The sequence below is a fragment of the Prevotella scopos JCM 17725 genome (assembly GCF_018127785.1).
Taxonomy (GTDB): domain Bacteria; phylum Bacteroidota; class Bacteroidia; order Bacteroidales; family Bacteroidaceae; genus Prevotella; species Prevotella scopos.
This window is the reverse complement of the sequence record NZ_CP072389.1, coordinates 1,390,354-1,404,391: the sequence shown is the minus strand read 5'-3', so window position 1 is coordinate 1,404,391 and position 14,038 is coordinate 1,390,354. Positions and strand designations below refer to the sequence as shown.

Annotated in this window: 10 protein-coding genes; 3 read left to right on the top strand and 7 right to left on the bottom strand. The window is 42.2% G+C overall.

What is annotated here, in order from left to right:
* Window positions 1–83: 83 nt before the first annotated feature.
* The 5 genes from J4856_RS05370 to J4856_RS05350 form a co-directional block, all read right to left on the bottom strand.
* The gene (locus J4856_RS05370) at window positions 84–971 is read right to left on the bottom strand and encodes a zinc-binding metallopeptidase (protein WP_025839147.1); all 888 of its coding nucleotides are present in this window, start codon (window positions 969–971) and stop codon (window positions 84–86) included.
* Window positions 972–982: 11 nt separating this feature from the next.
* Window positions 983–2,566, bottom strand: coding sequence for a RagB/SusD family nutrient uptake outer membrane protein (locus tag J4856_RS05365; protein WP_065367961.1), 1,584 nt, complete (start codon window positions 2,564–2,566; stop codon window positions 983–985).
* A gap of 11 nt (window positions 2,567–2,577) precedes the next feature.
* Window positions 2,578–5,892, bottom strand: coding sequence for a SusC/RagA family TonB-linked outer membrane protein (locus tag J4856_RS05360; RefSeq protein ID WP_025839146.1), 3,315 nt, complete (start codon window positions 5,890–5,892; stop codon window positions 2,578–2,580).
* A gap of 422 nt (window positions 5,893–6,314) precedes the next feature.
* On the bottom strand, window positions 6,315–7,181 hold the full coding sequence (locus J4856_RS05355; protein WP_025839144.1) for a hypothetical protein: 867 nt from the start codon (window positions 7,179–7,181) through the stop codon (window positions 6,315–6,317).
* Entirely contained in the window at window positions 7,182–7,667 is a 486-nt protein-coding gene (locus J4856_RS05350) for a Panacea domain-containing protein (protein WP_025839143.1), read from the bottom strand.
* Window positions 7,668–8,643: 976 nt separating this feature from the next.
* Here J4856_RS05350 and J4856_RS05345 point away from each other — a divergent pair.
* The gene (locus J4856_RS05345; protein WP_025839140.1) at window positions 8,644–8,877 is read left to right on the top strand and encodes a hypothetical protein; all 234 of its coding nucleotides are present in this window, start codon (window positions 8,644–8,646) and stop codon (window positions 8,875–8,877) included.
* 37 nt (window positions 8,878–8,914) lie between these two features.
* Window positions 8,915–10,618: a fimbrillin family protein gene (locus J4856_RS05340; protein ID WP_025839138.1), complete on the top strand. Its 1,704-nt coding sequence runs from the start codon at window positions 8,915–8,917 to the stop codon at window positions 10,616–10,618.
* Window positions 10,619–10,854: 236 nt separating this feature from the next.
* On the opposite strand, the gene J4856_RS05335 is transcribed toward J4856_RS05340, so the two are convergent.
* Both J4856_RS05335 and J4856_RS05330 read right to left on the bottom strand, forming a co-directional pair.
* Window positions 10,855–11,544, bottom strand: coding sequence for a hypothetical protein (locus tag J4856_RS05335; protein ID WP_025839137.1), 690 nt, complete (start codon window positions 11,542–11,544; stop codon window positions 10,855–10,857).
* Window positions 11,545–11,598: 54 nt separating this feature from the next.
* On the bottom strand, window positions 11,599–12,342 hold the full coding sequence (locus tag J4856_RS05330) for a hypothetical protein (protein ID WP_025839135.1): 744 nt from the start codon (window positions 12,340–12,342) through the stop codon (window positions 11,599–11,601).
* A gap of 380 nt (window positions 12,343–12,722) precedes the next feature.
* Between J4856_RS05330 and J4856_RS05325 the strand changes: the two genes are divergently transcribed.
* The gene (locus J4856_RS05325) at window positions 12,723–13,943 is read left to right on the top strand and encodes a replication-associated recombination protein A (RefSeq protein WP_065367960.1); all 1,221 of its coding nucleotides are present in this window, start codon (window positions 12,723–12,725) and stop codon (window positions 13,941–13,943) included.
* Window positions 13,944–14,038 lie beyond the last annotated feature (95 nt).

Below are 14,038 nucleotides of genomic sequence, written 5' to 3'. Positions count from 1 at the left end.
GAACTTCGTTCGTAATATTGATTCCGCCAAGTCAGAAACCTTTGTTTGATTATTTATTGATAAGATGCACACGCACCACCCTGTTATTCGAGTGTGTTCAGATTGAGCGTACCAATCTTTCCGCCTCTTCTAAGGATGGCAGTACGTAACAATTCGATGTTAACATTCCAAGCGTTACGCATGTACTCACGGATAATCTTGAGCTTTCTGTTGATAATACTACCGCCCTTGTTACCCGCATTCCTCATGATGGTGTCCCAATCCTCTGGCGTACTGGTCACATAGATAGAGTAAAGCTCGGCGATATCCTCAGCAGGGTTCTCCATAGAGTAAGCCGAAACGAAACCCATACTCTGTGCCTTCTTGTCAGGGATGGAAGTCCAGTTACCACTCACGTAGTCAGAGCGTGAGATGTTATCATACGACTCATCGTAAGGCTGCTTCTGGTTGAGGATGTGCATAAACTCATGGTGCATCGTGTGGAAATAGTAGTTATTCATACTACCATAATCCTTCAACTGGTCATCGGTAAGGGCATTTACCTTACCTAATCTCACCTTATAACCACCCTCAGCACTACCGATCACCTCTGTGCGATAACGTGTGTAACCCGGTGTACCTGTCACGAGGATGATACGTGGGGCATTCTCCTTAATGAAGTCAAGTCCAACGGTCTCAGCATAAGCGTCAAACCACATATACTTTGTGAGGATAGCAAGTTTTACGGTCTTGGCAGAGTCGGCTGGCACGAAGTTATAAGCCTGCTCTGTCTCTTCCGTTTTCAGACGATATTGGAACTCTATATTATAAGGCATGGTGTAATTCTTATACAACCACTCATCGAAGGCGTTGCGCTGAACAGCCTTTGTTGAGAATATAGAGTCACCGCTTATCTTGTCATCACTGCATGACGACAAGATTGTGCCACAGCTGGCAATAGCGATTGCTGCTAGATATAAATACTTTTTCATAAGGCGTCAATTTAATTATTACGTGGATTAGCCGTCTCACCAGCCAATATAACATCCTGTGGCAACTGAATTGCCAGACGTGGGTCGCCAACCTTCATTGAGTCGGTTACGGCAGTTACGTTAGACTGTACATCAACCTTTCTACGATACATTGTAATACCATAGCGCTTAACATCCTGCAGACGGAAACCCTCATGAATGGTTACCAGTCGTTTCAACTGTAGGAGGCACTGCAAAAGAGGTTCCTGTGTTGTTGACTCAATGGTAAACAATGGGTGCAACTGCTTCTTTGGTGTAGGCTTTGTTGGCGTGTAATAAGCCATTGACTTATAGAAGTCCTGTATCTCTGCCAGTGTGAGTTGCTTTCTATTCTTTGAGAAGACACTCAGTTCGGTGTTGATGTCCTGCAATGCCTTGTCATACTCGCCTGAGAGGGCATAAGCCTCAGCACGTTCAAGGAGGGTGACATCGGTATTGAAGACAGCATACTCACCATAAGGGATACCAATCTCCGCTGTTGCGTCAATAACCTTTGGTACGTAAGGAATCTTACGCAGACAATACTTTGACACACCATTGTTATAAAGGACGGTATAGTTCAGCGTTGAACCGCTATCGCCCCATGGAGCAGGTGCCTGCAGGGTTTCGTTCTTGCTAATCAATTCGCCATGCGCATACTTGCTACCTGCCTGAATAGGAATACTGATAACACCCCACTGTGAAGGCACAGGTAGTAACATGATGTTCGCATTGTTGCTTGCATTCACAAAGGCGTTTGGCTGTACGTTACCACTCGGACCTAAGCGGTTCCATTCTGCCCAGTTGCGGAGGATATCAGCTGGCTGTTCGCCTAATACCTTATTGGCATACATCACCGCCTTATCATACTTCTGTGCATAGAGATAGAAGCGAGTTGCGAAAGCATAAGCCGCCTGCTTGGTGAAGTGGAACTTAGGCTTTGCATACTTCGTACCAACGAGCGACATACCCTTCAGCAGGTCAGCCTCAATCTTCTGATAAAGTTCAGCCAGCGTACCACGCCCGATTAATCGACCGACCACCTTCTCGGGCTTTGTAGGATAAGCCAAACCCAACTCATTGGCAGCTGTCGTCTTATCGTAAGCCTGACAGAAGATGGTTGACAACTGGAACATTGAGAACGCTCTGCAGAGCAAAGCCTCACCCAATTGTGCTTGATAGTCTTCCTCTGACTGCGCATCTTTAACGGTACGCTCGATGTATTCAATCGCCTCGTTACAAGTTTCAACAGCAGCATAATGCGCTGACCACAACTGATAAGGCGACTCCGTATTGCCCACGTCATCAATGTCCTTCCACTGATAAGCCTGCTCTTGGAAACGGTCGAACGCACTCCAAGTGCTGTGCAACTGTTCGTCAGTATTGTCTGAATACATCTCCGTGAGATAAGCTGGGTGTGCTTGTGGATAAGCACTCGCCAACAACTGGCTTACCTCCGAAGGATTTTTGAGGTCCATACGGCTGTCTGGATACTTGTTAAGGAAATCGTTACACGATGCAAGTGCTAACGAAAGGGCAGCCACAGACAAGTATATAATATATTTTTTGACTTTCATCTTCGTAAGTTTTAAAGTCCAAGTTTCACTGTTAACGTAAATTGTTTTGGCATTGGTGATGCTACACCACCCACATTATAGAACTCTGGATCCTGCCCATTGAGTCGCTTGTCAGCATAGAGTAGGAAGAGGTTGGTAGCCTGAAGCTTCAACGATGCATTCTTAATCACACTGTTCTGGAAGAGTTGTGCAGGGAAGTCGTAAGCTAAAGAAATCTCTTTCAGGCGAATGAAGTCACCCTTGGCAATACGTACGTCGCTGTAGTTATAAGCATTATAGCCCAAACGAACATTAGTGTTTGCCATGTACTGACTCTTTGAAATGATACCTGGGATATTGGTTTCCTTCTCCTCACCAGCTGCCATCCATCGGTTCTTAAACGCATTGGTCATTGAGACAAGGTCGTTGTAACGTGCACGGAACTTTGGGTCAAGGCGTACCACATTGCCGAAGGCGTAAGTGAAGAAGACGTTCAGGTGGAAACCACGATAACTGAACATATTGCCAACAGAACCCGTATGGGTTGGGTCAGTAGGACCTTCATACTTCAAGAAGTCGGTCTTCGTACGCTCCTGGAAGTTGATGTCATCGGTTGTCACCTGTCCCTTCTCATTGAGCACCATTGGCATACCATCGCTGTTCAAGCCCATGAATGGGATGGAGAACAAGGCACGAGCAGGATAACCCTTCTTCGCAAAACCATTACCACTCACTAAGCTCATCACGTTACCTTGGTTGAAGAGCTTTGTAATCTCGGTTGTTGCGTAGGAATAAATGAAACTGGTGGTCCAAGAGAAGTTCTTCTTCTTGATGTTTACAGATGAGATACTCAGTTCAAGACCATTAGAATTCATCTCGGCAACGTTGGCTGCACGAATAATCTCACCACCCAAACCAGCAGTTACCATCGGACCAATCTCATCGAAGTTTCTACGTGTATAATAGTCGAAGGTAACACCTAAGCGATTGTTCAACAAAGACGCATCGAAGCCAAGGTTCAACTCGTTCTTCTTCTCGTAAGTAAGCGTTGAGTTTGCCAACTCACTAATCTCCAGCTGTGGTTCCTGGTCTTCAGCAAAGAGACGGAAAGGAGTTGAAGCGGTGATGATAGCAGTGGAGTTGCTATAGGAAGCATCTGGCGGTGTACCTGTAAGACTATAAGAGGCACGCAGCGTGAGCTTATTCAATGGAGAGAGCTTGTTAAACCAGTTCTCCTCATGTACGTTCCATGCACCTGACACGTTCCATGTTGGCATCCAGCGTGCACTGGTGTTACGACCCATCTGGTTAGAGCCTTCATAACGAAGGGTTCCGTTGAATACGTAACGACCTTGATAGCTATAGGTTGCGTTACCATAGAAGGCTAAGCTGCGTGAGTTCGTTGGAGTGATGGTATAATAAGTGTTACCCGACTCTATGGCACGTTTGAAATACTGATAGATATAGAATGGAACCATACCAGCATCATAACGCAGACCAGCACCCTCGAAGGCGTTGCGCTGACGCTCGATGCTCGTCAACTCCATACCTCCAAAGAGGTTCATGATATGCTTGTCAGCAAAGGTATGACTATAGTTTGCCGTTGCACGAACGTCATAATCGCTCATGCGGTTGTCGCCCTTATGATACAAACCGCCGTAAGGCAATACGGTCATTGGCAACACGTAAGGGTTATTGGGGTCTTTATAAAGGTATTTGTTGGCATCACGGATAATTCCGTTTGACATCGCACGATAAGCCAGGGCCTGATTGGAATTGTCCTTTACGTAATGCTCCTGTGTAGAAGTCATATACTTGAATGCACCCAAGAGTGACAGTTCAAGCCCTTGGATAGGCTTATACTTAAACTCTAATTGGAAACGAGCATCAAGCGTGTTGAGGTCGATGTAGTTATTGTTCAACTCGTTGAAGATATTGAAAGGCGCATAATTCGCAACGTAGGTTGCTGTTGGGTCCAACACACGTGAAGTGTTGCTGGCGTAAGAGTATGGGTTGATATCGAAGTCACGCTTCACCTCACCCCCTACAACATCAACGTCCTGACCAAGGGTTCCTGGTGCACGCTGCTTACGATAAGCCGCACCACCAATGAGGTTCAACGACAGCTTGTCTGTCAAATGATGCGTGAGGTTTACGTTGAGGGTATAACGGTTTACGCTACTCTGCTTGTACCATCCTGGGTCTAACAAGGCACTGAATGAAGCGTAATAGTTTGACTTCTGCGTACCACCACTCAAACTGATAGAGTGGCTCTGCATAATATTAGATGAGAACAACTCTCTGAACCAGTTGGTATTGCGGAACTCTGCACGCTGGAGATAACGGTTGCGTGCCTCTGTGGTGTTCTCCAAAGCAAACTGACCAGTGTTGGCATTGTACTTGTTTATCAACTCGTACATCTTTCCATACACACCATATTCGCTACCATTGAGTACATCAGAGAAGTTCAACCAACCCTTGTCTGCTAACTCTCTGTAGATACCCATCTGCTCCTTTGAGTCGAGAATATCGAAGTTGCTGTAAGAGGGAACAAGACGAGAGGTGAACTCACCCGTATAGCTGATGTGTGCCTGTCCCTGCTTACCTTTCTTGGTAGTAACGACAATCACACCTGCCATCGCACGCGCACCATAGATAGAAGTTGCCGAACCGTCCTTCAGAATCTGGAAACTCTCGATGTCATCGGCATTAAGACCTGCTATCGCTGAAGAGATAAGCGTCTCTGGATTACCTGATGCTAAGTCGTCTGCACCGACATTGGCTGCATCTTCCATGATGACACCATCGACAACCCAAAGTGGTTTACTACTACCATAGATAGAGGTGGCACCACGGATGCGAATCTTTGGTGACGTACCGAAGGTTCCGCTGACATTCTGAACAGACACACCCGCTGCCTGACCTTCAAGCGAACGGCTGATATCTGCCACACCACTCAGGCGTGCCTTCTCAGCGTCAACCTTGTCTGTAGCACCCGTGAAGAGACGGCGGTCGGTGCGGGTGAGACCCGTCACAACAACCTCATTCAGTGTCTGAGTGCTTGACTTGAGTACCACCTTCATGTCCGTAGTACCCTTCAGGGTCTGCGATGCCATACCGATGTAGCCCACCGTAACCTGAGGATTAGCAACGTCAGTGGTAAGCGAGAACTTACCATCGACATCGGTCACTGCACCCGACTTGGTGCCCACGACCATAATGGTAGCACCGATAACGGGTTCGTTATCGTCGGCAGCCACTACGGTACCCGAGATTTTAGTTTGTGCCAATGCTGCGCTTACGCACATTAAAAGCATGGCAAAACACATTAGTAACTTTTTACTCATAAACTTTTTGTTATATTTAGTCTGATATTATTTAATGCGGTTATTAAAACTCTTTTCTGTCCGATTAAAGGACAAATAAAAAACGCTCTCTTGCGCCTTTCACTCTTAGCCAGTATATAAAGTCATAGTATGAAACATCTATTAATTTAACAAACTTACAATACATATATATTATATTAAGTTGCAAATTTAGCAAAAAATATTCAAAAAACAAGTTTTAATTGCATTTACAAGATAGTTTATACTCAATTAACGGGTGAACGAGCTGACGAGTGAACGAGCTGATTAGTAGACAAAGTTTTCAAGTGGACGGGGGTTAAGTGGACGAGTGAACGGGTGGACAGGTGAACAAGTTGCTTGCGAAAAAAGACAAAGTAACATGAGAACGAGTTTTCCTTTATAACAAGTAACTTGTAAACTTGTCAACTACCCTCTAACCCTCTAAGCGAGTTTTTAAACAACATTCTTCTATTAAATAAATCCTCTATTCCTTGGAAAAGAAATTGACATTGCCAATCGAACTCAGGCTTATTAGCTGATAAACTTGCATCAGACTTAAATCCAAGACGCACTCTATAATATTGAACCAACTGCCCATCAGCTTCTTTGTCAGCTGCAAACAAATATACATATTGACAGCCTACGTATTTATGCATCATTTCAAGTGTACCCACAACCTTTAGCCAAAATAGTGTTTCTCCCATCTTTCTCTCCTTTGGAAGACCTAATGACTTCCAGTACTCCTTTCCTGCTTCGTTAGTTCCAAACAATTTCAATTCTACAGCAGGGAAAGAATTTCGTACCTTAGTAACAGCTTTCGTATGCTCAAGTTCTTCATCTTTTTTCCAACGATTCTTCTTATAATAGAAGTACTCCATTTCATCATATGCCATACCTTTTTTCTTGGCTCTATCCACAGTCTCCATAAGCAGGATTCTTTCTTCCTCAGAACTATATTCTTTTCTTTGAAGCCTATAGATGGCTTTTATAGCCTCATAGCCAACTTCCATTTTCTCAGGCTGGGTAACTTGGAACAATTCACCACATCTTAAGGAGAAAAAGATTAAAGGAATATTGGTTGGAGACATCACAACAAAAGAAGAAAGATGCCCTTTCTTATCATCTTCTAAATAGTCCTTAGAGGTAAAGCAGTCCTTGATCTGTTTCTGCTCTTGCCCATCAATAATGGGGCCAGTCATAGAGCGCAAAACACTCTCATCTATTTCTCGTGCTCTTCTTATCTCAAGGTCATCAATTAAGGCTAATGCTTTTTCTATTAGTATAGACATTTAGTTGTTTTTCTTGATTTGAGGTAATATCTCATCAAAATAGAATCTTCGCATTTTTATACGTTCTGCATCATTTCTAATATCATCAAGATTCATTGGAACAGTGCAACGATCGTCTGGTCCATAACCTTCACGAGCATTCTGCCAAGAACTTTCTCCATGTGCAAGAATACTCAAAGACCATGAATCCTTAGACGCATAATTCTGAAAAACAAAATTAAGCGACTCTTGGTAAGGTGCCAACTCTGCTTCTGTTGGCATTTCGTTGAGTGCCTTAGATTTGTATTTGTCACGAACCTTTACAATAACAGGTCCATACTTCCATGCCTCAAACTGTTCTTTGAACATCTGCTGACCTGTACGAATAATAGATTCGCGCTGAGAAAAATACAGAAGTTTATGAAGTTTCATTTGATCTATCTCCGTATTCTTCTCATCTTTATATCTTTTGTAGATATAAGAAGCTACTTTTATTACGTCAATCATAAGAATCTGTTATTGGATATACCTCTTTCTTATATTTTTCTAATCTGCGTATTAAGATTTTAAGTGATTCCCACCACAAAAGTACTAAAAAAAACTATAAAAGCAAGATTTTAACTCAAAATCTTCTCCTTTTTGAATGTTTTTCTACTTTTTGTAATATAAAGATGTCAAAACGTTGTGTTTTATACTTTAATAAAGTACAAGATGCGAATTAACAGAAAAGTGACATTCGACCGATTTGGTGCGGGTGCTTAGCACATGTGGTGCGGAGGGTATGCACATGTGGTGCGGAGGGTATGCACCACATGTGCGAAGAGTTAACACCATTGCTGTATATGGATGGGGATGGATTTCATGTGCGTTAAGTGTATTAAAACAAAGGGCAATCTGGAGTTTTGTTTAGTTGGAGGCCATACTTTTGACAATATTTTTAGGCGCTATAACGAATCACCCACATGCGCCATTATAGCACCATTATAGCGCTCTAAAACCACAAAAATATATTGAAAAGTATGGTTTTTACACCCAACACCCCAAATTATTGTGAATAAATGAGTTATCGTTTTCTTTCTTGCTTAACTTACGTTGTGTTTTGCTCGAATATTTTAGTTTATTTATTTAGATTTGAAAGAGAAATTAACTAGAAATTTTACCTATATTAAGAGTGTCAGATTTCTAAATATTTATTAGTTATTTTTTTCAATGGAAACTAAATGACAAGAACCTTTTTTATATAACTTTGTCTCATCAAAAAATAGCTCACATTAAAAAAACAACATGTTACCCAATTTGAATTTAGCATTTGCCACCAACATATATATTAATTCACCTTATTATATAGAGAGGTTTTACCGCAGATGAAATCAAATACAAATGTCGGTATGTGTAAGTAAAACATAACTTAAGAAAAATTGCGTATTTAGAATTCATTATTCATAAAAATTATAACGAAAATAACCAAAAAATAAGAACAAAAATGAAGATTTATTTGAAACCGTACACTGCGTGTACAAAAGTTGAGGTTGAAGGTTACTTGTTGGCAGGAACTGGTAATGGTAACAATGGTGGATTTCGACCAGGAGGAGGAAGTCAGCAACCAGCTCCTTACTATCCATTCCCAGAACAGACAACAGGTGGTTGGGGGCAAGTAAAGGCGGGCACTCCTTCACCAGCACCAGAAGACATTCTCCCCCTCGAAGATGAAGACTAAAGTATTGAAAATTAATATTAACTAAAGACTTAAGAACATGACCATTAAAAGTTTTTACACATTATTACTAAGTACGACCACTTTAATCCTGGCATCTTGTTCAACTGAAGTGACTGATGAGCAATCAGCAGCTACAAACTCGCCTGTTCGTTCATTTATCATCACAGAGGTACAGGAGCCTATGACACGTACAAATGTTTCACTAACAAAGCCTATCACCTGGAATAAAGGCGATCGTTTCTTTGTTTACAACATCACTTCGCCACAAAAGGATTATGACTATCTGTCCATGGCAAATGACGGATTTGATTCAAAATTCGTGGGTGATGTTCATTGGAAGGAAGGTGACGAGATTGCGCTGTTCTATCCTTACAGATACGTTCAGAATGATCCACGCATGGGCGTTCTCAACTTAGGGTTAACAGAGAATACGCTCTATGATAAGGGCGAAGTTGTAAAAGGCCATCAGAATGGTACTGTTGAAAACTTCAGATTCTTTGATTACTCATGGAATAAGGTAAAGAACATCTCGTCTCAAGGTGTTAATGCATTGGCTAATGTAACCTTCCACAAACAGTATTCGATATTAGGATTTACCATGCATTTCAAAGGTCAACCTTTGAAGAAGATTAAGCGCGTAATCCTCCATAACGTTTATACCCATGCAGCGTTCGACCTTGCTACAGGTAATATGAGCCACTCTTCTAAGGGCGATTTAACGATTACTGCAGATGAACCTCTCGATACATTTTATGTATTGCTTTTCCCTGATGCACAATTCGCACCAAAATATACTATCGAGACGACTGATGGTGAGATATACTACTCTGAAATCAAGAAGCCTTTTAATCTCGAAAAGGCCAGATATTATTTTGAGAACTTGGAGGTTACAAATACACCATGGATTGACATTGACGGAAAGAAATGGGGTAAGTATAACTTGCAGTACAATCCTTGCACTCGCTTAGATGGTTGGGTTCCAGGTTACAGATTGGCAAAGCAGGCATGGGATTACTTCTATACCAATTCTGACCCATTCAATCTCTATCCAGAGTTCCTCCCACGTGCTTTCAACACATCCTCTTTCGACCACTTCCGTTGGGGCAACATCGCTTGTGCAAACAATTACAGCCACGATTACTCTCGTTATTACTCATATCACACGGGTAATATTCAGGCACTGATTCAGAACCAATGCTATGGTGACCTTGCTTACCACACCTCTAAGGGTAAGTGGATGCTCCCTACAAAGGCTGATTTTAACCACCTGATGGCTAAGACTGGCGAGTATGTTGGTTACTATCAAGAGGGCAGCAACATCATCGTTGGTGTACTCTTCGACCCAACAGTAGAGGCTTGCAAGAAGGGTAAGGTGCTCGACAAAGATGGTCGTGTTATCGGTGTCACAAACCGCCCTAATGGCATCTACGTAGGTAAGTACAATGATTGTCGCACAAGCATGAAGAAGTTCACCAAGGAGGATATCGACAAGGGTGTGTTCCTCCCATTCGCCGGTGCTTACACCGAATACAATGATGGTGCACCACGCCTACAGCGTCCTGGCGGTCAGGCTTACTATTGGACCTCTGATGGCAACCGCTGCAACTACTCCCAGGCTACAGCGTTCTCAGCTTACTACATGAACAACGGTTGGCTCTATCCTGGTACTGTTGACGGCGCTAGAAGTGGTAACAACCCTAAGTGGAACATGTATAACATCCGACCTGTCTATGCACAGTAAGTACTGGGGATTCAGAATTATGATTATCCTTGTTTGCTGCGTTTATTGCTACAATATAACTTGTCAACTATAAACTCGGCAAACACCAAAAACGCCCCTCTCCGAAGTGGAGAGGGGCGTTCTGTGTATTCTTTGACCTTGACTTCTCTGTGGGTTTCACAAAGCAAAAGTGATTCATAATTATGGATACTGTCGGTTATGAAATTATCTAACAAGAGAAGATGTGTCAGTACATCTTATTGAACCTTTGTGAGTTCATAAACCAGATAACGTCCTGTGAGTGGAATTCTTCCGTATTCCAAGGGTACCTGATATAGCATTGTGTAGGCATTGTAAGGAAGAAGATAAATTTTAAACTTACTTGTTTTTACGTTATAATATCCGAATCCTTTAAAATAAGTTTCTAAATGCCTTAGATAGTCTCTTGCAGTGTCAGTATCTCCAAAAGTAACCACTCCTTGTGTTACTTCAAAACGATATATACAACTGTCTTGTTGGTTGCGACTGCTAAAGCGAATGCCCTCAAGTTCTATATTAGCCTTTTCGTCTCGTTGAGTAAATATCTCTGATAGTGTATCGTTTATCCCAGTTTTATCAATATTGTGTAACTGCACATACGTGTCGCGTGACAAGGTTAAATAGCCATATTTATATTTTTCTTTATCGTAGATGATTAGAGAGTCGAAGTCAAGCCTTGAATTGGAATAATAATTCTTCTTAGTTGAAGGGTCGTAAACATGCACATTACCTTTATACTTACCGGGTATAGATTTCTGTACTTTAAGTGCTTCTTCACTACTGATAGGTGCAAAAGTAGAGGTGTTGTCTGTTGTGTTTTCATCATCTTTCGTACATGAAACAGCAAAGCTGCCAACCAACAGCAGGAAAAGAGCGAAGAGTAGGTTGTATTGATTCTTGTTATTCATAATTTATTCTTTATTCATAGTTTATTCTTTTTGTAAAAGGGAAATCAGTTTATCCTATGCTGTCTTCTTTAATTTGCATATAAAATAAACGTCATTGAATTCGGCTTTTATTTTATTGTTTTGAATCATGCTGTCATAAAACAAGGCATTCTCTGGCTTTATGTACACCGTTAATTCTTTCGTTGTATTGTTGATAGTTCCACAGATACTAAAATACATTTCTGTCAAGGCATAACGTTCACTAATATATTCCCGCATGTATGAGTAGGGGTAATGTGGATCATTCAATAGGAATGCCACTTCTGAAGGATTCTTCTTGCTTCTTCCTATGAGTTTTGTGTCAAATGTATTCATTTGTTCTTTTTTCCACGAGTTTCGTTCCTTGATTATTTTATACAATAAATCATAAGCATATTGATCCTTCTTTAAAGCATATAATGTAAAAGAAAGGGGTATAGGATTTATAATAAACTCATTAAAGCGCCTCCTAAATTTGATGGTAAGATGATTATCAAAATTAGAAAGAATTACCTGTTTGGTTTTAGGGTCATAAACGGTTAGCATACCCTCGTAGGTGCCCACAGCCTTAGAAAAGAAATCGTCAGCATCGTCTCCTTGGATAGGAATTGAATAATTAATATTAGGTTGCAGGATATCAGCTGTGAAATCATGATATTCGATAGGAACAAAGGGCATGTGGTCGTTTTCGTTTTCTTCATCTTTTGAACATGAAGCAAACAAAAGTGGAAGGACTAAACACGCGAGCGCAATAAATAACTTTGATTTGGGATGTTTCATCTTATTGTGTTTCTAAATTAATAAATAATAGGGAGAGGGAGGTATTTCACGTAAAGTTTTATTTGTTTTCGCTCATAAGAGTTCTGATGCTTTATCAGATAATGTTGTATTATCCCAGTGGTCTTAACCCTTAGAAGCAGATAATCTTCAAAATATCTGGTCATCAGAACGCCTGTTTTATGTTGAAAAAAGTTCGTTGGTTTATGTGTACAAAGATACATATTCCTTTTTTTCTGTACTAAGAATTGCAGATTCATTAACCTGCTTTTCTCTTTATTAAATTTATCTAATCACTTCATATTTCAGGAGAAACTTATTTCACTTTTTGTTATTAGAGATAATTTCTGTACTTTTGTAACTACAATAAAAAAGGAAGAGATATGGAACCATTGGCAGAACGATTGCGCCCCCGCACGCTCGACGATTATATCGGACAGGAACACCTCGTTGGTGAGGGGGCTGTACTCCGACGTATGATTGACTCGGGGCGCATTGCGTCGTTTATCCTTTGGGGACCACCGGGCGTGGGCAAGACGACGTTAGCACAGATTATCGCTAATCGCTTAGAGACACCGTTCTATACGCTTTCTGCCGTGACGAGTGGTGTGAAGGATGTGCGAGATGTCATTGAAAGGGCACAGAGTGGACGGTTCTTCAATTCCGTCTCACCGATTCTCTTTATCGATGAGATCCATCGTTTCTCGAAGTCGCAGCAAGACTCACTCTTGGGTGCGGTAGAGAAGGGAACGGTGACGCTTATTGGTGCGACAACAGAGAACCCATCGTTCGAAGTGATTCGTCCGTTGCTCTCACGCTGCCAACTCTATACGCTGAAGCCGTTGGAGAAAGAAGATTTGCTGAAGTTGTTGCATCGAGCAGTGACGGAGGATGTGGAACTGAAGAAGCGGAATATCGAACTGCGTGAGACGAGTGCTCTGCTGCGATACAGTGGGGGTGATGCCCGTAAGCTGTTGAACATTCTCGACTTGATTATCTCAGCTGAGGCGGGCAACGATGTCGTGATTACCGATAAGATGGTGGAGGAACGACTGCAAGAGAATCCGTTGGCGTATGACAAGGATGGTGAGATGCACTATGATATCATCTCAGCCTTCATCAAGTCGATTCGTGGCTCCGACCCTGATGCAGCACTGTACTGGATGGCACGCATGATTGAGGGAGGAGAAGACCCGAAGTTTATTGCGCGCCGTGTCGTCATCAGTGCCGCAGAGGATATCGGACTTGCGAACCCTAACGCCCTATTGCTGGCGAATGCAGCCTTTGACGCTGTGACAAAGATAGGATGGCCCGAAGGTAGAATCCCATTGGCTGAGGCGGTAGTCTATCTGGCTCGTTCGAAGAAGGATAACTCTGCGTATAAAGCCATCAACGAAGCGATAGAGTTAGTACGACGGACAGGTAACCTCCCTGTCCCACTCCATCTGCGTAATGCTCCAACAAAGCTGATGAAGGACCTCGGTTATAGCGATGGTTATAAGTATCCACACGATTATCCGGGGCATTATGTCGAGCAGCAGTATATGCCGGATGAGTTGGTAGCCCCACCCCAGCCCTCCCCGAAGGGGGAGGGAGACAAATAGGATAAAGTTAGAATGATATAAGAATAAAGTTGAGACAATGGATGGAAATGATTCTGATAATTTTCATAGGTCGATGATTACTTAACAATACAATT